32 protein-coding genes are annotated in these 21,657 nt (G+C 58.5%); 19 read left to right on the top strand and 13 right to left on the bottom strand.

The window, feature by feature from the left end; all coding sequences use genetic code 11:
- Complete coding sequence (galK, locus tag WFP06_RS10470) at positions 1-1,044, top strand: galactokinase (RefSeq protein ID WP_336987111.1); 1,044 nt, start codon at positions 1-3, stop codon at positions 1,042-1,044.
- On the opposite strand, the gene WFP06_RS10475 is transcribed toward galK, so the two are convergent.
- From WFP06_RS10475 to WFP06_RS10485, 3 genes are read right to left on the bottom strand one after another with little or no spacing between them, the layout of a single operon-like run.
- A complete protein-coding gene (locus tag WFP06_RS10475; RefSeq protein WP_336987112.1) occupies positions 1,041-1,730 on the bottom strand; it encodes a site-2 protease family protein in 690 nt (229 codons plus the stop codon). The two genes, galK and WFP06_RS10475, sit on opposite strands and share 4 nt — an antisense overlap.
- A 29-nt stretch (positions 1,731-1,759) precedes the next feature.
- A complete protein-coding gene (locus WFP06_RS10480) occupies positions 1,760-2,308 on the bottom strand; it encodes a GNAT family N-acetyltransferase (RefSeq protein ID WP_336987113.1) in 549 nt (182 codons plus the stop codon).
- Positions 2,301-2,879: a thymidine kinase gene (locus tag WFP06_RS10485; RefSeq protein WP_336987114.1), complete on the bottom strand. Its 579-nt coding sequence runs from the start codon at positions 2,877-2,879 to the stop codon at positions 2,301-2,303. Before WFP06_RS10485 ends, WFP06_RS10480 begins: the two co-directional genes overlap by 8 nt.
- Positions 2,880-2,987: 108 nt before the next feature.
- Between WFP06_RS10485 and WFP06_RS10490 the strand changes: the two genes are divergently transcribed.
- Positions 2,988-3,554, top strand: coding sequence for a YceI family protein (locus tag WFP06_RS10490; protein WP_336987115.1), 567 nt, complete (start codon positions 2,988-2,990; stop codon positions 3,552-3,554).
- Between the two features lie 5 nt (positions 3,555-3,559).
- Here WFP06_RS10490 and rbfA read toward each other — a convergent pair whose 3' ends face one another.
- From rbfA to pspF, 7 genes are all read right to left on the bottom strand, one after another.
- On the bottom strand, positions 3,560-3,958 hold the full coding sequence (rbfA, locus tag WFP06_RS10495; RefSeq protein WP_336987116.1) for a 30S ribosome-binding factor RbfA: 399 nt from the start codon (positions 3,956-3,958) through the stop codon (positions 3,560-3,562).
- Positions 3,958-4,518 carry a DUF1697 domain-containing protein gene (locus WFP06_RS10500; protein ID WP_336987117.1) on the bottom strand — a complete coding sequence of 187 codons (561 nt, stop codon included), beginning with the start codon at positions 4,516-4,518 and terminating at the stop codon, positions 3,958-3,960. The genes rbfA and WFP06_RS10500 overlap by 1 nt, the downstream gene beginning before the upstream one ends.
- A 94-nt stretch (positions 4,519-4,612) precedes the next feature.
- Positions 4,613-7,150: a translation initiation factor IF-2 gene (gene infB, locus WFP06_RS10505; protein ID WP_336987118.1), complete on the bottom strand. Its 2,538-nt coding sequence runs from the start codon at positions 7,148-7,150 to the stop codon at positions 4,613-4,615.
- Between the two features lie 23 nt (positions 7,151-7,173).
- Positions 7,174-7,911, bottom strand: a complete 738-nt coding sequence (locus WFP06_RS10510; protein ID WP_336987119.1) for a DUF448 domain-containing protein — start codon at positions 7,909-7,911, stop codon at positions 7,174-7,176.
- On the bottom strand, positions 7,892-9,550 hold the full coding sequence (nusA, locus tag WFP06_RS10515) for a transcription termination factor NusA (protein WP_336987120.1): 1,659 nt from the start codon (positions 9,548-9,550) through the stop codon (positions 7,892-7,894). Before nusA ends, WFP06_RS10510 begins: the two co-directional genes overlap by 20 nt.
- A gap of 4 nt (positions 9,551-9,554) precedes the next feature.
- The gene (rimP, locus tag WFP06_RS10520; protein ID WP_336987121.1) at positions 9,555-10,124 is read right to left on the bottom strand and encodes a ribosome maturation protein RimP; all 570 of its coding nucleotides are present in this window, start codon (positions 10,122-10,124) and stop codon (positions 9,555-9,557) included.
- A 139-nt stretch (positions 10,125-10,263) separates the two neighbouring features.
- Positions 10,264-11,310 (bottom strand): phage shock protein operon transcriptional activator, encoded by a 1,047-nt coding sequence (gene pspF / locus WFP06_RS10525; RefSeq protein ID WP_336987122.1) that lies wholly within the window; start codon positions 11,308-11,310, stop codon positions 10,264-10,266.
- A 153-nt stretch (positions 11,311-11,463) separates the two neighbouring features.
- Here pspF and WFP06_RS10530 point away from each other — a divergent pair, with 153 nt between their 5' ends.
- From WFP06_RS10530 to WFP06_RS10575, 10 genes are all read left to right on the top strand, one after another.
- Positions 11,464-11,634, top strand: coding sequence for a hypothetical protein (locus tag WFP06_RS10530; RefSeq protein WP_336987123.1), 171 nt, complete (start codon positions 11,464-11,466; stop codon positions 11,632-11,634).
- Positions 11,635-11,774: 140 nt separating this feature from the next.
- Positions 11,775-12,563 carry a phage shock protein PspA gene (pspA, locus tag WFP06_RS10535; RefSeq protein ID WP_336987680.1) on the top strand — a complete coding sequence of 263 codons (789 nt, stop codon included), beginning with the start codon at positions 11,775-11,777 and terminating at the stop codon, positions 12,561-12,563.
- Between the two features lie 4 nt (positions 12,564-12,567).
- Complete coding sequence (gene pspB / locus WFP06_RS10540) at positions 12,568-12,867, top strand: envelope stress response membrane protein PspB (RefSeq protein ID WP_336987124.1); 300 nt, start codon at positions 12,568-12,570, stop codon at positions 12,865-12,867.
- Positions 12,864-13,247, top strand: a complete 384-nt coding sequence (gene pspC / locus WFP06_RS10545) for an envelope stress response membrane protein PspC (RefSeq protein WP_336987125.1) — start codon at positions 12,864-12,866, stop codon at positions 13,245-13,247. The genes pspB and pspC overlap by 4 nt, the downstream gene beginning before the upstream one ends.
- 23 nt (positions 13,248-13,270) lie before the next feature.
- Positions 13,271-13,594, top strand: coding sequence for a hypothetical protein (locus WFP06_RS10550; RefSeq protein WP_419716224.1), 324 nt, complete (start codon positions 13,271-13,273; stop codon positions 13,592-13,594).
- Positions 13,594-13,899, top strand: a complete 306-nt coding sequence (locus WFP06_RS10555) for a hypothetical protein (protein ID WP_336987126.1) — start codon at positions 13,594-13,596, stop codon at positions 13,897-13,899. The genes WFP06_RS10550 and WFP06_RS10555 overlap by 1 nt, the downstream gene beginning before the upstream one ends.
- Positions 13,896-14,144, top strand: a complete 249-nt coding sequence (locus WFP06_RS10560; protein WP_336987127.1) for a hypothetical protein — start codon at positions 13,896-13,898, stop codon at positions 14,142-14,144. Before WFP06_RS10555 ends, WFP06_RS10560 begins: the two co-directional genes overlap by 4 nt.
- Before the next feature lie 33 nt (positions 14,145-14,177).
- A complete protein-coding gene (locus WFP06_RS10565) occupies positions 14,178-14,426 on the top strand; it encodes a hypothetical protein (protein WP_336987128.1) in 249 nt (82 codons plus the stop codon).
- A 25-nt stretch (positions 14,427-14,451) separates the two neighbouring features.
- A complete protein-coding gene (locus tag WFP06_RS10570) occupies positions 14,452-14,859 on the top strand; it encodes a SufE family protein (protein WP_336987129.1) in 408 nt (135 codons plus the stop codon).
- Between the two features lie 102 nt (positions 14,860-14,961).
- Positions 14,962-15,363, top strand: a complete 402-nt coding sequence (locus WFP06_RS10575; RefSeq protein WP_336987130.1) for a hypothetical protein — start codon at positions 14,962-14,964, stop codon at positions 15,361-15,363.
- A gap of 19 nt (positions 15,364-15,382) precedes the next feature.
- On the opposite strand, the gene WFP06_RS10580 is transcribed toward WFP06_RS10575, so the two are convergent.
- Genes WFP06_RS10580 through WFP06_RS10590 form a run of 3 tightly spaced genes read right to left on the bottom strand, consistent with a single transcriptional unit; the run spans position 15,383 to position 17,108 of the window.
- Positions 15,383-15,886, bottom strand: a complete 504-nt coding sequence (locus WFP06_RS10580) for a sterol desaturase family protein (protein ID WP_336987131.1) — start codon at positions 15,884-15,886, stop codon at positions 15,383-15,385.
- Positions 15,883-16,656: a fatty acid desaturase gene (locus tag WFP06_RS10585; protein ID WP_336987132.1), complete on the bottom strand. Its 774-nt coding sequence runs from the start codon at positions 16,654-16,656 to the stop codon at positions 15,883-15,885. Before WFP06_RS10585 ends, WFP06_RS10580 begins: the two co-directional genes overlap by 4 nt.
- A gap of 50 nt (positions 16,657-16,706) precedes the next feature.
- Positions 16,707-17,108, bottom strand: coding sequence for an acyl-CoA thioesterase (locus WFP06_RS10590; protein WP_336987133.1), 402 nt, complete (start codon positions 17,106-17,108; stop codon positions 16,707-16,709).
- A gap of 100 nt (positions 17,109-17,208) precedes the next feature.
- Between WFP06_RS10590 and leuC the strand changes: the two genes are divergently transcribed.
- From leuC to grxD, 7 genes are read left to right on the top strand one after another with little or no spacing between them, the layout of a single operon-like run.
- Positions 17,209-18,648 carry a 3-isopropylmalate dehydratase large subunit gene (gene leuC, locus WFP06_RS10595; RefSeq protein WP_336987134.1) on the top strand — a complete coding sequence of 480 codons (1,440 nt, stop codon included), beginning with the start codon at positions 17,209-17,211 and terminating at the stop codon, positions 18,646-18,648.
- A gap of 49 nt (positions 18,649-18,697) precedes the next feature.
- Positions 18,698-18,862, top strand: a complete 165-nt coding sequence (locus WFP06_RS10600; protein ID WP_336987135.1) for an isopropylmalate isomerase — start codon at positions 18,698-18,700, stop codon at positions 18,860-18,862.
- Positions 18,862-19,476: a 3-isopropylmalate dehydratase small subunit gene (gene leuD, locus WFP06_RS10605; protein WP_336987136.1), complete on the top strand. Its 615-nt coding sequence runs from the start codon at positions 18,862-18,864 to the stop codon at positions 19,474-19,476. Before WFP06_RS10600 ends, leuD begins: the two co-directional genes overlap by 1 nt.
- The gene (locus WFP06_RS10610) at positions 19,473-20,474 is read left to right on the top strand and encodes an NADPH:quinone oxidoreductase family protein (RefSeq protein WP_336987137.1); all 1,002 of its coding nucleotides are present in this window, start codon (positions 19,473-19,475) and stop codon (positions 20,472-20,474) included. Before leuD ends, WFP06_RS10610 begins: the two co-directional genes overlap by 4 nt.
- Before the next feature lie 55 nt (positions 20,475-20,529).
- Positions 20,530-20,853, top strand: a complete 324-nt coding sequence (locus WFP06_RS10615; protein WP_336987138.1) for a DUF1476 domain-containing protein — start codon at positions 20,530-20,532, stop codon at positions 20,851-20,853.
- Between the two features lie 4 nt (positions 20,854-20,857).
- Positions 20,858-21,100: a BolA family transcriptional regulator gene (locus tag WFP06_RS10620; protein WP_336987139.1), complete on the top strand. Its 243-nt coding sequence runs from the start codon at positions 20,858-20,860 to the stop codon at positions 21,098-21,100.
- Positions 21,101-21,124: 24 nt separating this feature from the next.
- Positions 21,125-21,454, top strand: coding sequence for a Grx4 family monothiol glutaredoxin (gene grxD, locus WFP06_RS10625; protein ID WP_336987140.1), 330 nt, complete (start codon positions 21,125-21,127; stop codon positions 21,452-21,454).
- The last annotated feature ends 203 nt before the right edge of the window (positions 21,455-21,657 follow it).

Here is a 21,657-nt window from a genome sequence, read left to right on the forward strand (position 1 = left end):
ATGATATTTCGCGCCGCATCGCCGGGACGAGTCAATCTGATCGGCGAACATACCGACTATAATGGCGGCTGGGTGCTGCCCGCAGCGCTTTCGGTCCAACTCGTGGCGGAACTATCCCCGCGCTCCGATAATGCCGTCACTGTGGTCGCTGACGGTTTTGGCGCACAGGCACGGCGCGATCTGCATGACAGTGCCCGGGATCACTGGTCTGACCCGGCTGTCGGCGCTATCCGCGAAGCCAATGCGCTGGGCTTGTTAGCGGGCGGCGCTGATATTTCTGTCCGTTCGACAATTCCGGCCGGCGCAGGTCTATCCTCCAGCGCGGCGTTGATCGTCACGCTGCTCAAGGCAGCCAGAGAAGCTGCACAATCCGGGCTGAGCGATGTCGAGATTGCGCTGGCAGCCCGGCGGGTGGAGAACGACTATATCGGCGTGCCTTGCGGAATCATGGACCAGATGGCGGTCGCCCTCGCCCCGCCCGGTTCGGCCATGGCGCTGGATACGGCGACGCTTGATTACCGGCTGGTACCCTTGCCCGCGACCCATTCGCTGGTGGTCATACATTCGGGCATTACGCGTAAATTGGCCGATGGCAGATATGCCGTGCGGAAAGAGGAATGCGATCAGGCCAAGGCGATTTTCGGCACCGCTGACCTGTGTCTGCTCGAACCGGAGGTAATTGAACGGATGGCGGAAGTTCCGCCCACGATCCGCAAGCGGGCCATGCACTGCGCCGCCGAACACCGACGTGTGCTTGCCGCCGCGCGTGCGCTTGGCGAACGGGACGTGGCTATATTGGGCAGATTGATGGACGAAAGCCATGTTTCAATGCGCGACGATTTCGAAACGTCGCTGCCGCCAATCGACGCGCTTGTGCGGGATGCGCGCCAATTGGGCGCCGTCGGCGCGCGGCTGACAGGTGGCGGTTTTGGCGGTTGTATCGTTGCCTGTGTTGCGAGTGATGCACGCGAGGCATGGCTTGGCAAATTGCTGCAGCGTCATCCCCAAGCGCGCTTTATCGATGCGGTTGGCGGGTACGCCTAGAACATCTGCGCAACCCATGTCGCCAGGCTGTAATAATGGCCGAGCGCCCATTCCACCGGTGGCAGAACGACATTTTCGATTATATTGGCCTCCGGCAATAGATAGGGAATGCCGATCAACAATATGAACAGCAGCGGAAAGCCTAAAGGCCGGATTTTGTCATAAACCGCTGCGGCCCTGTCGGGCAGCAGACCTTCAATGATATGCGAGCCGTCAAATGGCGGGATCGGTAGCAAATTGAACAATGCCAGGAACAGGTTGATCGCAAGAAAATACTGCAATCCCTCAACCACAATGGCCATTCCGCCTTCGGGCTGCTGCGTCACATTACCCATCAGCACACCCAGCACAACAGCGCCGATTGCGGCCAGAATGAAGTTCGTCAGCGGACCAGCAAATGCGACCGCCATCATGCCGAAGCGCGGATTATGCAGGCGTTCCTTGATCACCGGAACCGGCTTGGCCCAGCCGAACACCGGCGCGCCGACCAACGCCAGAAAGCCCGGCAGCACGACCGTGCCGATGGGATCGACGTGACGGATGGGGTTCAGGCTGAGCCGGTTGCGTTCTTTTGCTGTGGGATCGCCCAGCGCCAGCGCGGTCCAGCCATGCGCGACCTCGTGAAAGACAATCGCGATAACCAGCACCGGGATCAAAATCGCGGCGAGCATAAGTGTTTCTGTCATAGTGCGGCAGATAGGGTGCGCTGCGACAATCAGCCAGCCCATTCATCCTCAAGCAGACCGAATTGCGCTGTATCGCGCACATAACCATTCCAGGTCTTGCGGTTCCGGCGCAATGTCCCTTCCAGCGTCGCGCCCAATTTTGCGACTGCTGCCATCGATCGCTTGTTGCGCGTATCGATATTGAACTGGATGCGCGTGAACCCGTTTGCAAAAGCGTGCTCGATCATCAGCTTTTTCATGATCCTGTTGAAGCCTGACGCGCGGACCGATGGGACAATAAATGTGCCCCCGATTTCCACCGCGCCGCCGCCATCCGGCCATGCGACAGGGTCGATATAATTCGTCATCCCCACCAGCCGGTCTTGCGCCAGGTCAATCACGGCAAACCGCACCCAGCTGGTGAGCTGGTGGAACCGACCCATCGAAAGGTCGAAACCATCATCCAGCATATTCACCGGATAAATTTCCCAGATATCCCGATCTTCGGCGCAGGCTGCGCGCAGCGGCTCCGTATGATGATCGGCCAGTGGTTCGAGCCGCACCGGATAGGCTTCCAATAATGCGCCCAGATCACTCATCCAGAGCCTCCGAAAAATGGCGGCGGCATAGCGCGACATAGCGGTCGTTGCCGCCAATTTCGGTTTGTGCACCGGCCTTCACCGCTGCGCCGCTTTCATCGACGCGCAAATTCATGCTCGCCTTTCGGCCGCAGTGGCAGACCGCTTTAAGCTCGACCAATGTGTCGGCAATGCCGAGCAGTGTTGCCGATCCCGGAAAAAGTTCACCCTGAAAATCGGTTCGCAACCCATAGCAAAGCACCGGAACTCCGCCCTCATCGGCCAGCCGCGCCAATTGCCAGACCTGCTGCGGGCTGAGGAATTGCGCCTCGTCGATCATGACGCAGGCAAGCGGTTCAGCCGCGTGCGCCGCATTGATGCGGTCCCATAAATCGGTGTCGCTTCTGAAGCGGTGCGCTTCAGCCCCCAGGCCAATCCGGCTTTCGATTGCCTTGTCATTGCTGCGGTCGTCGATATCGGCTGTCCAGAGCATCGTCGTCATCCCGCGTTCGCGGTAATTGAAATCAGCCTGCAAAAGCGTGGTCGATTTGCCGGCATTCATGCTGGCGTAGTAAAAATAGAGTTTGGCCATCGGCGCGGTGAATAAATGCGATCATGCCGCGGCGAAAGGTCAACACGGTTTCAATCCACCAATATGCCAATCAATGACGCGTCGATATAACTGTGCTAAGGTCGATGGATGAAAAGACTGCTCGCCCTGTTGCTTGCCCTGCCTCTGCTGGGCGCCGCGCCGGATACGCTCGATTATGCGGTCGATAGGGCGCAAAGTTCGGTTGCGGCGAAGGTCGCATTTCTCGGATTGGCAAGCAAAACGGCCAGTTTCCCCAGCATGTCGGGCACGGTGCGGATCGCGCCCGAACGCCCGCAGGATATGGCAATCAACATCACTATCGATGCGACCCGGTTGACCGCCCCCGACGCAGTAACGCTCGGCCGGTTGAGGGGTGAAAAATTCTTCTGGGTCGAAAAATATCCCGCGATAAAATTTGCGGGTAGATCGATGACAATCCTTGGCCCGAAACGCGGCAAAGTGGATGGATCGTTGACTGCGAGAGGCGTCACGCGCCCGGTGGCGCTGGACGTGGTGTTTGACCGGCCTGTTTCCGCATTAACCGATGGCCGCCCTGTTACAATCACGGCAAACACCCGGATCGACCGGCGGGATTTCGGGATGACTTCCTATTCGCTGATTGTCGGCAGGAAGGTGGACATTGCGATCAAAGCCAGAATGAACCCGGGTAAATAACCGGCCTATTCTTCCTCACCCAGATCGCGGGTGACTTTCGGATCATTGAGCAATTTCTCGATCCGTGCAGCTTCGTCAAAACTCTCGTCACTGCGAAATCGCAACTTCGGCGCGAATTTCAGGCCCAGCCGTTTGGCCACTTCGCGCTGGAGAAAGGCTGTGTTGGTGCGCAGCGCCTTCAGCACCGGCTCCTCTTCCTCACCCAGCAGCGGCTTTACATAGGCGGCGGCATTGCGCAGGTCCGGGCTCATGCGAACCTCGGTCACCGAAACCGAATGCGCGGACAATGTATCGTCGTGCACTTCCTGCCGCGTGAGCAATTCGGACAGGATATGGCGCACCCGCTCGCCCACTTTCAGGACCCGGACCGACTGTTCGGCGGATGTGTGCTCTCTCTTGGCCATCAGTCTGTTGTCTCGTCCATTTTTGATATGATCCGCTTGAGCGAACGCATATTGCGTGCCGTACCCTTGCAGCCCAGTCGCCGCTCCAGAAACGGGCCGGTCAGGCTGGATACGCCAACGCCGTGCACATAGTCGAGGAACAACATCCGCTCGCCCAGCGCAAGCCGCTCGCCGCCTCTGGATTTATGTTCCTCCAGCAACGTATCGAAGTTTTCCTGGCGTGGCTGGCCGTCGAGGAAGATCGTGTGAACGAACTTGTCCTCACCATGCCCGGCGCCGGTGCCATGAAACGGGTTCTGTTCGATCGCGGCCACCAACTCGTCACGCGATTTTACCACCGAAAGACTGTCGATCTCGAAGCGGTCCTGCACCACCCAGGCGATCTTGTCGGCGATCCCCTGCGGCGGCCGTTCCTCATGGTCGAACAGCACATTGCCACTGGAAACAACGGTTTCGACATTCTCGAAATCTTCACGTTCGAGCGCCTCGCGCAGGTCAGCCATCAGCAGACGGTTTCCGCCCACGTTGATGGATCCCAAAAAGGCGACGTAGCGAGCCATAACAGCCTCCTTCGGACACTCCGCGGCAGGATTTGGACCCGCCCGATATACAGTTGTTGCCGCATATCCGGCCGAGCGGGTCAGGAGCCGCTAGTTAAAGCGTCCGTTCACGCTCCTCGACTTCGAATACCTCAAGCTGATCGCCTGCCTTGACGTCGTTCGTATCTTCCAGAACCACCCCGCATTCGAGGCCGGTGCGGACTTCATCCACATCATCCTTGAACCGGCGCAAGCTGGCAATGCTGGTCGCCGAAACGATGACATCGTCGCGCGTGAGACGGGCAAACAGGCCCTTGCGGATGACGCCTTCCTCGACCAGCAGACCCGCTGCCTTGTCCTTTTTGCCAGACTTGAAGACTTCCTTGACCAGCGCGCGTCCCACGACGTTCTCGATCTTCTCAGGGCCGAGTTCACCGGCCATTTCGGCGCGTACATCGTCCGTCAGGTCATAGATCACATCGAAGTATTTGGTGCGAACCGTATGGCGCGCGATCAGTTCGCGGGCCTTGGGATTGGGACGCACGTTGAACCCGATGATGGGCGCATTGGACGCCGATGCCAAAGTGACATCGCTTTCGGTAATTGCGCCAACACCCGACATCAGCACGCGGACCTTGATATCATCGTTCGAAATTGCATTAAGCGCGGTCACAATTGCTTCGGTCGAGCCCTGGACATCGGATTTGATAACCACCGGATATTCGATGACGTGCTGTTTGTCGGATAGCGCGCTGAACATCGTGTCGAGGCTTGCCGGTGCGGTGGTCGTCCGCAATTCGTCAGCTTTTTCCTGACGATATTCGGATACTTCGCGGGCGCGCTGTTCGTCTTCTACCACGGTCAACAGATCGCCGGCACCCGGTACGCCGCCAATGCCCAGCACTTCGACAGCGGTGGACGGGCCAGCTTCTTTAACTTGCTTGCCCTTGTCATCGGTAATCGCGCGAACCTTGCCGCTTTCGGTGCCCACAACGAACACATCACCGCGTTTGAGCGTGCCGCGCGTGATAAGCACAGTTGCAAGCGGGCCCTTACCCTTGTCGAGCTTGGCTTCGATCACGGTGCCTTCGGCAGGGCGGTCGGGACGGGCTTTCAGTTCGAGCAGTTCCGCCTGGATCGCGATCTTTTCGAGCAATTCGTCAAGACCGGTCTTCTGTTTGGCGGAAATTTCGACATCCTGCACATCACCCGACATCGCTTCCACGATGACTTCATGTTCGAGCAGACGCTCGCGGATTTTTTGCGCATTGGCCTCGGGCTTGTCCATTTTGTTGATCGCCACGATCATCGGAACGTCAGCAGCCTTGGAATGTTTGATGGCTTCGATTGTCTGCGGCATCAGCCCGTCATCTGCAGCCACGACCAGCACCACGATATCGGTAACATTGGCGCCGCGCTGGCGCATCTGGCTGAAGGCCGCATGCCCCGGCGTATCGAGGAAGGTGATCTTGTCACCCGCCTTGGTCTTGATCTGGTAAGCGCCGATGTGCTGCGTGATACCGCCGGCTTCGCCGCGAACCACATCTGTGCCGCGCAGTGCATCCAGCAGGCTGGTCTTGCCGTGATCGACATGACCCATGATCGTGACGACCGGCGGACGCGTTTTTTTGGTTTCTTCAGGATCGTTATCCTCGACCTTGATATCGACATCGCTTTCGGAAACGCGCTGAATGTTATGGCCAAATTCCTCGACCAGCAATTCGGCGGTATCATGGTCGATCGACTGGTTGACGGTGACCATCATGTCCATGTTGAACAATGTCTTGACGAGATCGGCACCCTTCTCGCCCATCCGTTTGGCCAGTTCGCCCACGGTAATGACATCGGGCACGATCACATCGCGCGTCTGCTTTTCGCGTTGCTGTTTCTTGCCCGAATACTGGGCACGCTTTTCCTTCTCGCGCGCACGTTTAAGCGCCGCAAGGCTGCGGGCACGGGCACCCTCGTCTTCGTTAAGGGCGCGGTTGACGGTCAGTTTGCCGCCTTTGCGTCCGCCGCGGTCATCCAGCCGCGGTTTGCCCTCGTCCTTTTTCTTGGGACGTTTGATCTCTGGCCGGGCAACCGGCGTAAACTTGCGTGCAGACGGGGTTGGCGATGCCGCGGTTTCGGCGGCGACGACCGGTGCGGGCTCGGGCGCAGCAACCTCGGCAGCAGGTTCTGCCTCTGCTTCGGCTTCTTTGGCGGCGGGCTTGCCGGGCTTCGTCGCTTCCCTGGCCGCTTCTTCTTCGGCCTTGCGATTGGCAGCAGCGCGCTCTTTTTCTTCGGCCTGCGCTTTGGCGCGGGTTGCTTCGTCGCGGCGACCGGCTTCTTCCAGCGATTCGAGGCGGGCTTCCTCGGCTTCACGCTGAAGGCGCGCTACGCGTTCTTGCGGGGTTTCGTCGGATTTCGCAGGCCGTCTGACCGGTGCAGGCTTTTTGGCGGCTGGCGCGGGTGCGGGGGCCGGAGCAGGTGCAGGCGCAGCGGCCGGCGCAGGTTCGCTGCCCGGTTTTACGATTTTCCGGCGCTTCACCTCGACCACGACCTTGTTGGTCCGGCCATGGCTGAAGGTCTGTTTGACTTCGCCAGATTCGACGGCGCGCTTAAGCCCCAAAGGCTTGCGTGTCCGTGCTGGTTTGTCTTCGTTATCGCTCATAAAGCCCGTATTACCCTTTTGTATCAATCAGTCGTCGAAGCTTCCGCGAGGTGCGATTGCACTGTGCGGTCTTCATGTTCATCCGTAGCCTCAAGGCCGCCGGTAAAATGTTGCAGGCGCTGGAGCGGGTCCAGAACCCGCTGGGCCGCGGCGGCATCGGCAATCGCCAGATGGACGACATTATCGCGGCCCAATGCCACAGACAGAGCCGCCCGGTCCAGTGGTAAGCGTTGTCCACGCTTGCCGGAGCCTTCTTCTTCCAAACCAACCCGCCATGCCTGGTCGAGCTTGCTTGCACCATCGCGTTTCGCATCGGCAGCGTGGGCCAGCCACGCAACCTGCCCGCTGCGCGCAGCCTGCGCGATACGGTCACTTCCGACCAGCAGATGGCCTGACCGCATCGCCAGTCCGATCCGGTCGGTAAAGCTGCGCAGCAAGGCGTCTTCGATCATTTGGGGAAGGTCAGCCGGTATTTCCAGCTTTGCCCCCTTGAATGCCCGCGCCAATGCGCCGCGTAACTGCCCCTTGGCGATTGCCGTTTCAAGCTCCGCGCGGGTTACACCGACCCACGCACCGCGCCCGGGGGCTCTGGCGTGGATATCGGGCAGAACGTCACCGTCTGGCGAAATTGCCAGACGCACCAGTCCATCGCGCGGCGCGGTTTCACCCGCCAGCACGCAGCGGCGTTCGGGCGCGGGTTTGCGCGCCTTCCTGCCGTCAGAGATGCCGGAACCTAGCGGCTCATGTGGAGGATTCCGCATCGGCGGCCTCCTCTGATGATGCCGATGTGTCAGCCGCCGGTTCTTCGTCTTCGAACCAATGCGCACGCGCAGCCATGATAATTTCGTTGCCTTGTTCTTCGGTCAGGCCATAGGCGCCCAGAACGCCGCCCTTGTCTTCCGCGCGCTGCGGAGGACGCTTCATCGGCGGGCCGGCTTCGGGATTGTTGCGGCGACGCGGGGCTTCGCGCTTCTTGGCGATAAGCTCGTCGGTTGCAAGGTCGGCCAGATCGTCGAGCGTTTTGATGCCTGCCTGGCCCAATACCACCAACATCTGCTCGGTCAGATGCGGCATGGTTGCCAGATCGTCTTCAACGCCCAGCCCCTGCCGCTCGGTGCGCGCGGCCGCTTCGTGACGCTCGAGCGCTTCCTTGGCACGGTTTTGCAGCTCTTCGGCCAGATCTTCATCGAAACCTTCGATTTCGGCCAGTTCGCTCAGTGCGACATAGGCAACTTCTTCCAGTTCGGCGAAGCCTTCGGCCACCAGCAACTGCGACAGCGTTTCGTCCACGTCGAGCTCTTCCTCGAAAGTCTTGGAGCGTTCGGCAAATTCCTTCTGCCGCTTCACGCTCGCCTCTTCCTCGGTCATGATATCGATCTGGCTATCGGTCAGCTGACTGGCGAGACGCACATTCTGGCCGCGGCGACCGATTGCCAGCGACAGCTGGTCTTCGGGCACGACCACTTCGATGCGGTTCTCGTCTTCGTCGAGCACAACGCGGCTTACCGTTGCGGGCTGCAGGGCATTGACGGTGAACGTCGCCGCATCCTCGCTCCACGGGATGATGTCGATCTTCTCGCCCTGCAATTCCTGCACCACGGCTTGCACGCGGCTCCCCTTCATACCCACACAGGCGCCGACCGGATCGATGCTGCTGTCGTGGCTGATCACGCCGATCTTGGCGCGGCTGCCGGGGTCGCGGGCCGCGGCCTTGATTTCGATGATGCCATCGTAGATTTCGGGGACTTCCTGCGCAAACAGTTTGCGCATGAAATCGGGATGTGCGCGGCTGAGGAAAATCTGCGGGCCACGATTGTTGCGCTCGACCTTGGTGATCAGCGCGCGGATGCGTTCACCCACACGGGCTGCCTCCCGCGGGATTTGCTGGTCGCGGCGAATAACGCCCTCGGCGCGGCCAAGGTTCACGATCACATGGCCGAATTCCACAGACTTGATTACTCCGGTGATAACTTCGTCGGCGCGATCCTTGAATTCTTCGTACTGACGCTCACGCTCCGCATCGCGGACCTTCTGGAAAATAACCTGCTTGGCACTTTGCGCGTCGATGCGGCCCAATTCGACCGCGGGCAGCGGATCGACGATAAAATCGCCGACCGCCGCGCCCGGCTGCAGCTTTTCAGCCTGCGCCAGATCGACCTGCTTGAAGTAATCTTCGACTTCTTCGACCACTTCGACAACGCGCCAAAGGCGCAGATCGCCCGTTTGCGGATCGAGTTTTGCGCGAATGTCATTCTCGGCGCCGTAACGCGAGCGTGCACTTTTCTGGATCGCTTCTTCCATCGCTTCAATGACGATGGACTTGTCGATCATCTTTTCGGTCGCGACTGCGGTTGCGATTGCAAGCAGTTCAGCCTTGTTGGCGGAAATCGCACTGGCCATGGGTCTAGTCTTCCTGTTCTTCGATAATGTCGTCTGCACCGCTGGTATCCAGCGGCCGGGTGGCAGCGATAAGCTTGTCCGTCAGGACAAGTTTCGCCGAATGGATGCTGGCAAAGGGAAATACAACCGTCTTCGCCTTGAAATCTTCGACCGTCACCATCTCGTCCTGGATGCCGGTCAATACGCCCTTGATAGTCTTGCGAACCTTGCCGTCACCGCTGTCCAGACCGTCGGTCAGCGAAACCCGCACTTCATGACCGGCCCAGTCGGTGAAATCTTTCACCCGCGTCAGCGGGCGGTCAATGCCCGGGCTACTAACCTCAAGGCGGTAAGCGCCTTCGACCAGAGTGTCGCCGGCTTCTTCCAGCGCGTCGATCTTCTCCGAAATGGCGCGCGACAGTTCGGCGCATTGTTCGATCAACAACTGTCCGGTTGCCGGGTTTTCCGCCATGATCTGGAGCCCGCGTTCGCCGTCACCTGCATCCGAACCGATCATCTTTACGCGCACAAGATCGAAACCCAGCGCGTTGGCTTCGGGTTCGATCACTTGAGTAAGGCGCGCAATATCAACCATTCGTTCTCCATAAAGCCGACTTCGATGCCAATGCGGTTTCGCGCCGGCCCCGTCTGGCGCCAGCCCCACTTTGAATAACAATGTCGGGATGACTGGTCAGATAGGGCGCCGGCTCTAAAAACGCAATGGGCAATCTCGTCTAATCCTCGGCGAGCCCGTGCTTTTTGATCGTATGCCGCATCTGGTCATAGCTGAGGCTGAGCGCTTTGGCGGTCTGGCGCTGGTTCCAGCGATGCTTGCCCAATGCGTGTTCGACGATTTCCCGCTCCCGCTCCTCTACCGCCGCGCGCAGATCATCGATATTGTCGAGCGATGTCTGCGCAGGTGCCGATACGGCCGGGCCAGCTCCGGGCGACAGCGCGGCTTCCTGACCTGACGCTGCATTCGGCGCAGTGTCCGTAGCTTTCGGCATCCACGGCGAATCGAATGGATCAAACTGGACATGGCCGATCGGCTCATTCCAGTTATCCCACCGGTACACACCGCGCTCGACCACATTCCTCAGCTCGCGGACGTTGCCCGGCCAGCTATATTCATCCATTTCCCGGGCCACCTGCCTCGCAAAGCCCGGCCACGCCTCCCAGCCCAGTTCAGCAGCCATCCGGCGACCGAAATAATCGGCGAGAACTTCTATATCCCCCTCGCGCACACGCAGCGGCGGAAGAGTGACGACTTCGAAGCTCAACCGGTCAAGCAAATCGGCACGGAAACGGCCTTCTTTGGCAAGTTGCGGCAGATTTTCATTCGTTGCTGCCACGATCCGAACATCTGTGCGCACCGGCCGGTTCGAACCGATCTTGGTGACCTCGCCATATTCTACGGCGCGCAGCAAACGCTCCTGCGCCCCCATCGACAAAGTTGCCAGTTCGTCGAGAAACAGCGTGCCTTTGTCGGCTTCTTCGAACTTTCCGATGCGTTGTTTGGTAGCGCCCGTAAACGCACCGGCCTCATGACCGAACAGCTCCGCTTCGATCAGGGTTTCGGGCAGAGCGGCACAGTTCATGATGACCAGCGGTTCGCCCCAGCGACTGGACAGGCGGTGGAGGCGCTCGGCGATAAGCTCCTTGCCCGTCCCGCGTTCGCCGATCACCAGCACGGGGCGCGACATCGGGGCCGCTCTGCTCGCGCGCTCTACAGCATCCAGGAATGCCCCGGATTGCCCGATAAACTGACCTTCACGTTCCATAGGCCCTATATATAGTGAATTTTCCCAACATTTGGCAAATAGTTCGTTACTAATTTTTGGGGTAAAGTTTTAAACTACTGAAACCGCTGTGGATTTTGGAACTGGCACACCCCTTGCTATAACATGAACATAATCGAAAGAGGGAATTGAACCATGTACAACCGCCGCTTCTTCAAAAGCCAGCTTGGCAAAGCTGCGTTTGTCTCGATTGCTGCAATGGTGATGCTGAATGCCGCATCGGTAGTGGTCGGCGGTCAGCCCTTGCTCGGGGACAGCGGTGGTTTCGATCTCGCAGTTCCATCCATGATAGTGACGCTTGCATGAGCAAGCCGACCGAACATGACCCCCTTAGCCCTATCGGGTCGAAGCAGCAGTCCCGCCGCGGGAAGGATGCCGAAAACGGCGCACCCCGCAATTCTCCAGATGCTTCGGCCCGTAACCGCTTCGATGATGAAGTCGAGCGCATGCGCCGTAGCCCCACCCCTACACAGACGGTAAAAAATGCCGCAGATGAAATCAGAGAAGCATTTTCAACCGGAGTTCCCTTGATGGGTATTTTTTCCCGCACACGAGATATTATCGCCGCCAACTTCAACGATATGCTGGATAATGCCGATGACCCGGCAAAGATGATCCGCATGATCATCATGGAGATGGAAGAAACACTGGTGGAAGTTCGCGCCAGCGCAGCCCGCACTATTGCCGACCAGAAGGAAATGCATCGCCATGTGGTGAAACTGGACCGGCTGGAAGCCGACTGGAGCGACAAGGCCCAGCTTGCCCTGTCCAAGGATCGTGAAGATCTGGCCCGCGCGGCACTGGTTGAAAAGAAAAAGGCCACCGATATGGGCGGCCAGCTGAAGGCCGAGATTACCGTGCTCGACGATGCCCTGCGCGCCTACGAACAGGACATTGATAAATTGCAGGTCCGCCTGCGCGAAGCGCGCAGCCGCCAGACTGCTATCGCAGCCCGCCTCGAAAGCGCCGAAAACCGGGTAAAACTGCGCACGCTGATGTCGAACGAGCGCGTTGACGAGGCTTTGTCACGGTTCGACCAGCTGGAACGCCACGTCGATTATGCCGAAGGCCGGGCCGAAGCGCTGAGCATCGCCGATGGTAAGAACACCCCGTCACTGTCTGACGAGATTGCCGCGCTGGAAGGCGCCGACAAGATCGACGACGAGCTCGAACAGATGAAGAAGGCGCTCGGCAAAAATGACGCCGCAAGCGCGTCAGATCAAAAGAAGGATTGAACCGATGTTCCCCAGCGAAATCATCATTGTCCCGATACTGGTTATCGGCCTGCCCTGGCTCATCATGCACTATATCACCAAATGGAAAACGGCGGGATCGATTACCGGTGATGACGAGCAGCTGCTCGACGAGCTTTACCACCTCGCCAAGCGCCTCGACGACCGGATGGATACTGTCGAACGGCTCGTATCCAGTGATAATTCCGACTTCAAGACCACGCGTCTGATGCATGACCGCGAAATCGATAGCCAACCACTGCGCGAGCTGGACCGCCTGATCGCCGAAAAGGGAGATAAAAAATGACGAGCGAAAGAACCACTCTCTATCGCGACAAGATGAATGGCAAGATCATGGGCGTTTGCGCCGGTATTGCCGACTATACGGGCGTCAATGCCGCCTGGGTCCGGTTGGGTTTTATTGCTGCCCTGCTGACGGGTATTCTGGGGCCGATCATCATTCCCGGTTATTTCCTGACCGGCTTTCTGCTGAACAAAAAGCCGCCGCATCTTTATGTCGATAAGCAAGAACAGAAATACTGGCAGCGCGTCCGCCAGAGCCCGACCCGCACGGCTCGCGAAATCCGCAGCCAGTTCCGCGATATCGATCGCCGGCTGGCCGATGTCGAGACATATTATGTCACTAGCAACCCGCGCCTGTCCGCCGAAATCGAACGCCTGCGCTGAACACAAATTGAAGGGGACACGATATGGGAGAAATTATTGGAGATCTTACGGGATTGCTTGCAGTCACCGCTCCGTTCTTGATGGTGCTGGGCATCGTCTGGATCACAAGCCAGAAAAAGCTGGAAGAAAAACGTATTTCGGCGACCGCAGAAAACAGCGCGGAAAAAGCAGCGCAATACGCGTCGCAGACCAAGGAACTGGAACAGCGTGTCCAGGTTCTCGAACGGATTGTGACCGACCGCGGTTATGACATCGCGACGCAGATCGAAGCGCTGCGCGACACGCGCAGCGTCGAACAGGCCGACAGCGGAACTCCGCTCGACATCCGCAAGCAGGAGCGGGTCTGATGGACAGCAATCTCATGCTCATCTTCGCATTTGTCCTTGTAATCGTGACACTGGTGTTCGCGATCGGTTCAGGCATGCACAAACGCCAGCTCGCCTATCGCGAACGCAAGGAGGCTTTTGAACGCCAGACCGGTTTGGCTGATCCGGCGGCGACATCCATCAAGGTCGAGCAGCTTGAACAGCGTGTCCGGGTGCTGGAACGCCTTGCCACCGATCGCGGTCAGGACCTGGCCCTGCAGATCGAAGAACTGCGCGAAAGTTCCGGCATTGAACTGGAAATCGCCGGTAAGGAGCTAGCGCGATGAATTGGGCAACCGCGCTTGTCATCATCGTAGCCATCTGGGGCGTCGTCCAGGCATACCGGGCCCGCAGCGGGATAGTGTCCGACAAGGAAGGCAACCAGTCCGCCCTGCCCCGCGGCAATGAAGAAGAACTGGAGCGCGAGGTCGTCGAACTGCGCGAACGGATAAAAGTTCTCGAGCGGATCGCAACCTCGGACCGCGAAAGTAGGCAAATAGCATCTGAAATCGAAAACCTGCGGGATAAGTAGGTTAACAGAACACGTAAAAAGGGAGCGAGACCGATGAGCGAATATTTGCTGATTGCCGCTGCATCACTGGTTGGCCTGTTGGTGGTTGCCGCCTCCATGCTCAAGGGATGGGAAGGCTGGCTGGCGCTGAAGCGCAGCGAGATCGAACGTGCCACACGGCCAGCGCCGGATGTGGCCGAGATCGAAGGCGGCGTTGGCGAAGGTATGGCCCGGATCGAGATTGCCGACCTGAAAGAACGCATCCGCAAGCTGGAAGCTATCGCAAGCGGGGTGGAACTTTGAGCCAGCGCTGCTAGTTGCGCTGCCTATGAGACCACTTTGCGACATTGCCGAAGAGTACGACTTCCTCGAAGGGGACGAGCGGTATCGCCTGCTGATCGAGCTCGGCCGCGATCTTGAACCGATGCCCGATGCCCTCAAAACAGATGCCACCCTGGTGCGCGGCTGTTCGGCCAATGTCTGGGTCTATCCCACGCAGGATGGTGACAAGCTGCATTTCCTGGCTGACAGCAACGCCGCCATCACCAAAGGAATTGTCGCGCTGGTGCTGGCCGCGGTACAGGACAGGCCCGCCAGTGAAGTCGCCGAACTGGATGTCGCCGCCCGGCTTGCCCCGTTCGATCTGAAAAACCAGCTCAGCAGCAACCGAACACAGGGCGTGCCCAACATGATTGCACTGGTAAAACAACACGCGGCGCGCATCGCCGCCGGATAATCCCGATTGGCGGATAACCATTTTATCAGGTTTGAGGTGCTACACGGTCAGGTGCGCGATATAACGGCCCCGGCGCAGCGCCCAACCGTACCGAGAACGACCTTGTCCGATACCAATCTCCAGTCCGAATGCGACAGGCTGTCCAGCCTGGTTGATGCGGTCCAGTTCGAACGGCTGCGCTGGAACAGGACCGAAGGTCCGATGCTCGAAAAACTTGTGAAGTTGACCCATGCTGCCATCGAGCAGCGGCCCGATTTCGAACTGACAGAAGAAGCATCCACGCCCGATATGAAACGCTATGTGATCAAGATTCATAGCAAGAGGGTTTTCGGGATTGCGCTGGCGATTGCAGATGGGCAGGCAGTGATGACCAGCCAGCCGGCCGACCGAAGCCCTTACAAGCTATTACCGGGCGAGCCGCTTGCCGCGCCGATGTTGGAATTTGATGAAGCGTGGGTTGAAACCACTTTGCAAACCCTGATGCGCAGGGTTCAAAACGCCTGACCGGCAGAATTCGAAATATCTAATCGGCACCCGCGCTGCTGCGCACAACTGCCTCACCGCTTTCGCGCTGGCGTTTCAGTTCCGCTTTCAACTTTGCCGGATCGCCGGCGAAGACGAACCCGAAGCTGACGCCGCCTTCCTTGCCGATTGTCGCATGGTGCAATTTGTGCGCCTGCACCAACCGCTTGGCATAACCGCTTTTAGGCACCCATTTGAAATAGCGCTGATGCACCAGCCCGTCATGAACCAGAGTGTAGATGACGCCGTAGAGTGTGATCCCGAAAGCAGTCCACCACAGCGCAGCGGACACATAGAACCCGATCAGGAACATGAAAAACACGATGGTGCCAAATACCACGGCGAACAGATCGTTCTTTTCAAGCGCCTTGTCATGCGGTTCGTGATGGTCGCGGTGCCAGCCCCAGCCCCAGCCGTGCATGATGAATTTATGCGCGTACCAGGCAAACAGCTCCATCCCGATAACCGAGGCTGCGACTATGGCGATGATCTGCCATACACTCATCCGGGGCCCCCGCGAATGGCAGACAAGGTGTTGCGGCGCGCATTGGGCAATGCCCACCACGGCAAATTTGGGCTCAGGTGGTGTTCGTGATGATAGCCGAAATGGAAACAGCTCGCCAAGCTGGCAAGAACGCCGAAATCCTCGCTTCGGGCATTATGCGTATCGGCAAAGTGGCTGTCTGAATGCCGGTGCGGCCTGAAAGTGCCAAAATAGAAGAGCTGGACCGAAGAAGCAATCGCGGGGGCACCGTATAGCAGCACGATATTCTGCACGGGAACGCCAAGGATGAACCAGTAAACGCTCACCACGCTGAATACGAACACGATCGATTGCCAGCCGAAATAGCGTTTCAGAAATGTCATGTACCAGCGGCCGAAATGGCGCGGATTATCGGGATCGAAATCAGGATCGCTCGCGCTGCCGGGCTTCTTGTGATGTTCGAAATGTGCGCTGCGCATTTTATCCCACGCGAAGCCGGCATAGAGAAACAGCAGGCTCGCGCCGACAACGCTGTTGATGCGCGGCCGGCCAGGTGCCAGCGAGCCGTGCATCGCATCATGGCTGATAATGAACAGCCCGACCGACAGCCAACATTGCAGGGCCCCCAGCAGCAGCGCAAACGGCAGAGTCAGCCAGGTCAGATCGAACAGAAACATCGCGTAAAAATGGACCGCCAGCCAAGCGGCTACATTGGCCGCCGCTAGACCCAGCCCGATCACGGTCTGGCGGGTGCGCGATGCGGTCGCTGCTGCGTAAGAGCGGTCGGTCATGATATGCATATAGGCAATTTACGGCGCAGGTAAAAGCTCTGCAGCGCAGGTTATTCCTTGGGCGGAAAGAAGAACGCGGAAACTTCCTCGCCGATCCGGGCAGGACGCAAAGTCGTGGCATCGATGCAGCACCAGCTCGACTGGATTTCCGCGACCACTTCCTCACCGCGTTCGATCACCGTGGTGTAAAACGCCCGCGCGCCGCGGATTTTTTCCAGCACCGTTCGGGCGATGATATCGTCTTCCAGGAATGCCGGCTTGCGGTAGGTAATTTCGTGCTTCAACGCGACCCATGCCTTGCTGGCGACTTCCTCAGCCGGAGCGAGATTTTGCCAATGCGACAGCACTGCATCCTGCACCCAGCCAAGATAACGGGCGTTGTTCACATGTCCCATGAAATCAATGTCGGAAGGGACAATTTTGATCGGGAATCGATAAGGTGTTGCTGACATGGCTGTAAGTTACACCACAAAGTCTTTCGCTTCCATGACAAGAATTTCTATTTGGCGAGTTTTCTTGCTTCGGTGCCCTGTCCGCCGCTAACCTTGGCTAATGGCAAGCAAACCGCGCACTCTGTACGAGAAGATCTGGGACGCCCATGTGGTGGAACGCAGGGATGACGGCACAAGCCTGATCTACATCGACCGGCATCTGGTCCATGAAGTTACCAGCCCGCAGGCGTTCGAAGCCTTGCGTGTCAGCGGCAGGAAGGTGCGGCGGCCGGACCTTACGCTGGCCGTGCCAGATCACAATTTACCGACCACCCCGCGGCTTGATCCGCAAGGGCTCAAAGTGCCGATCGCCGACGCGCAAAGCGCTGCCCAGTTGGAAGCATTGGAAGCCAACGCGCCGGCATTCGGTATCCGCTATATCGATGCAGCCGCTGCAGAGCAGGGGATCGTCCATGTCATCGGTCCTGAACAAGGATTTTCGCTGCCCGGGTCAACCATCGTTTGCGGCGATAGCCATACTGCCTCGCATGGCGGGCTGGGTGCGCTGGCCTTCGGTATCGGCACCAGCGAAGTCGAGCATGTCCTTGCCACACAGACCTTGCTGCTGACCCGGTCGAAAAACATGGAAGTCCGGGTCGAAGGCCTGCTTGGCCCCGGCATTACACCCAAGGATCTGGTGCTGCATATCATCGGCGTTATCGGAACTGCCGGCGGCACGGGCCATGTAATCGAATACCGCGGTGAGGTGTTCGAAAGGATGAGCCTTGAAGGCCGGCTGACGGTTTGCAACATGTCGATCGAAGCGGGCGCACGCGCCGGGCTGATCGCCCCAGACGACACGGTTTTCACCTATCTCAAGGGACGCCCGATGGCTCCCGCGGGCAGCGATTGGGACAAGGCGATTGCATGGTGGAAGACCTTGCACACCGACGCAGGCGCTATTTTCGACAAAAGCGTTATCATTGATGCAGCCACCGTCGAACCGACTGTGACGTGGGGTACCAGCCCCGAAGACGTTGCCCCCATCGGCGGGCAAGTCCCGGCTCCCGAAGACTTCAGCGATCCATCCAAACAGGATGCGGTGCGCGCCAGTCTGGAATATATGGGGCTGACACCGCGGCAACACCTGTTGGGTATTGCGGTCGAGAACGTTTTTATCGGCAGTTGCACGAATAGCCGGATCGAAGATTTACGAGCTGCGGCGGCAGTGCTTAGGGGGCGCCACAAGTCGAGCACCGTGAAATGGGCGATCGTCGTGCCCGGATCGGGTCTGGTGAAGCGGCAGGCCGAGGCGGAGGGGCTCGACAAGATCTTTACCGATGCGGGGCTCGAATGGCGCGAACCGGGTTGTTCCGCCTGTCTGGGGATGAACCCCGACAAGGTTCCGGCGGGCGAACGTTGTGCTTCGACCAGCAACCGCAACTTCGTCGGTCGCCAAGGGCCCGGCTCGCGGACCCATCTGGTCAGCCCCGCAATGGCAGCAGCCGCAGCGGTTATGGGCCATCTGACGGACGTTCGAACACTGAACCTTGCCGAATAAATCGGCTAAACCACTTGTCAGTCCGCCTATCGCGTAGCATCTAAACATTATGACAAAACGCACTCCAGGTAGCATGGGCGGCAAAGCCACTATCGCAGGCGCCATCGGTTCCGCGGCAATCGCAGCAGCTGTTCTTTACGCCAGCCGGCGCAAGGAAAAGAAAGAGCCGCCAAAAACCTCGACCGCGCCAAAACAGAAGCCGGAAACGGACTAGTGGAAAGTCTGGTCGAGGTCGAAGGACGGGCGATCCCGCTGGGGCGCAAAAATATCGACACCGATCTGATCATTCCCGCCCGCTGGCTGAAAACCGTCACGCGCAGCGGTTTGGGCGAAGGCGCGTTCGAAACATTGCGCGCCGATCCCGACAACATCTTCGATCGTGCTGAATTCGCCGGCGCGCCGATATTGATCGCCGGGGATAATTTCGGCTGCGGATCAAGCCGTGAACATGCCGCATGGGCGCTGCTGGATATGGGAATTCGCGCCGTGATCGCACCCTCGTTCTCGGATATTTTTGCAGGCAATGCTTTCAAGAACGGCATTCTGACCGTCGCGCTGCCACAGGACCAGGTCAACCGGCTGCTGGAAGTTGCTGTAAACGACCCGATTGCGATCGATCTGGAGCGCCAGATTGTGACGACTGGATTTCAGGACCGTTTCAGTTTTGAAATCGACCCGTTTCGCAAGACTTGCCTGCTGCAAGGCCTCGACGAAGTCGGCCTGACAATGGCACGCGAGGATGCAATCGCCAAATACGAAGCCCGGGGGGCCGCGCAAATGCCGTGGCTGGCCAAAGGTAATACGAATTTACACGGAGAGATCGCATGAAAGCCCTCAGAAGCCACGAAACTGGCGGACCGGAAACTCTGAAGCTTGACGAGATCGACGCCCCCGCGCCGGGCAAAGGCGAAGTTCTTGTGGCGGTCAAAGCGTGCGCGATCAACTTCCCCGACACGTTGATTATCCGCGATATGTACCAGATGAAGCCGCCCCGCCCCTTCGCACCCGGCGGCGAAATTTCCGGCGTCATCGAAGCGCTGGGTGAAGAAGTCACAGGCTGGAATGTCGGCGACAGGGTGCTTGCCGGCATCGGATCGGGCGGATTGTCCGAAAAGGTCGTAGTGAACGCGAGGGTGCTTTTCAGGGTACCGGAGGGCGTGTCCTTCGAAACGGCGGCCAGCATCATGCTGACATATGGCACCAACATACACGGGCTGAAGGATCGCGGCCGTATCAAGGAAGGCGATACGCTGCTGGTCCTTGGCGCGGCTGGCGGTATCGGTCTGTCGGCTATCGAGCTCGGGAAGGCATATGGCGCACGCGTTGTCGCCGCAGTGTCCAGCGAGGAAAAGGCCGAGGTATGCCGCCAGGTCGGCGCTGACGAAATTGTCATCTACCCGCGCGCTCCGTTTGATAAAGACACATCAAAGGCCGTTGCAAACCAGTTCAAGGCAGCTTGCGGCGCAGAAGGCGCGAATATCATCTATGACGTGGTCGGCGGCGATTATTCGGAACCTGCCTTGCGTTCGATAGCTTGGGAAGGGCGCTTCCTTGTGGTCGGCTTCCCCGCCGGAATTGCCAGAATGCCGCTGAACCTCACTTTGCTGAAAAGCTGCGATATCGCGGGTGTATTCTGGGGTGCATTTGCTGCGCGCGAGCCAGCAAAGAACGCCGCCAACATCGCCGAACTGTTCGATTTGCTGAAAGCCGGAAAGATCAATCCGATGATTTCGGAGACTTTTCCGCTGGAACGCGGCGGCGAGGCGATAGCAAAACTCGCAAATCGTGAAGCTATCGGCAAACTTGTGGTAACAATGGACGCATGATCTGTGCATAGGCCCGTCCGAGCCGTGCCTCGAACCAGTATATCAGGAGCCAGAAATGACCGATTTCAGTGATCGCCAGAAAGGCGAAGAAGCCAAATACGCCCGCGACGAAGAAATGGAATTCCGCGTCGCCGCCCGCCGCAACAAATTGTTAGGCCACTGGGCGTCCGAAAAAATGGGCCTGACCGAGGAAGAAACCGACGCCTATGCCAAGGCCGTCGTCCAGGCTGATTTTGAAGAGGCCGGCGACGAAGACGTCATTCGCAAATTGCTGGGCGATCTCACCGCTGCAGGTGTCGATGTGGACGAGGCAGGCGTGCGCGCCGCTCTGGAAGAAAAAAACGTCGAAGCGCGCCGCCAGCTGATGGGCGGGGTCTGATTTCATGCCGATGTCAGGCACCGAAATAGAAGAAATGATAAAAACGGCCATTCCCGATGCAAATGTCGAAATGACCGATCTGGCCGGTGACGGTGATCACTGGGCCGCGCGCGTCACATCGGCAGCTTTCGCCGGCAAGACCCGCGTTCAGCAACATAAAATGGTTTATCAGGCGCTGGACGGGCGGATGGGGGGCGTGCTGCACGCCTTGCAACTGACCACCGCCGTCCCCACTTCCGCTGCATAAGAAATCGCTTCCAAGGCCAATACCATGTCCGATATAAATGACCGAATTTCCAAAATCGTTTCCGGCGCCGACGTCGTGCTGTTTATGAAAGGCACACCGCTGTTTCCGCAATGTGGTTTTTCAAACAAGGCGACAGCAATTCTTGATCATTGCGGGGTTGCTTTTGAAAGCGTCGATGTTTTGCAGGATCAGGAAATCCGGCAGGGTATCAAAACATTCTCCGATTGGCCGACGATCCCGCAACTCTACGTAAAGGGCGAGTTCGTGGGCGGCAGCGACATCATGATGGAAATGCACGAAGCAGGCGAGCTTCAGCAATTGCTCGACGAGAAAAATGTCGCGAAAGCAGAGTAGGTTCAGCCGCGATCCCGTTGCGGCAGAAAAAACACCAGACATAAAAAAGGCCCACCGGGACAAGGTGGGCCTTTTCTTTTCGGGGAGATGGGGCCTGGGGACACCAGGGGTATTTGGATAGGCCCACCTCATTCGAAGACCAGATACGTGTAACTATGCACAGTGCGTGCCAGTTTTAACAAACGGCTGAAATCTGTCCCTCT

This window comes from Altererythrobacter aquiaggeris (genome assembly GCF_037154015.1).
GTDB classification, from domain to species: Bacteria; Pseudomonadota; Alphaproteobacteria; order Sphingomonadales; family Sphingomonadaceae; genus Aestuarierythrobacter; species Aestuarierythrobacter aquiaggeris.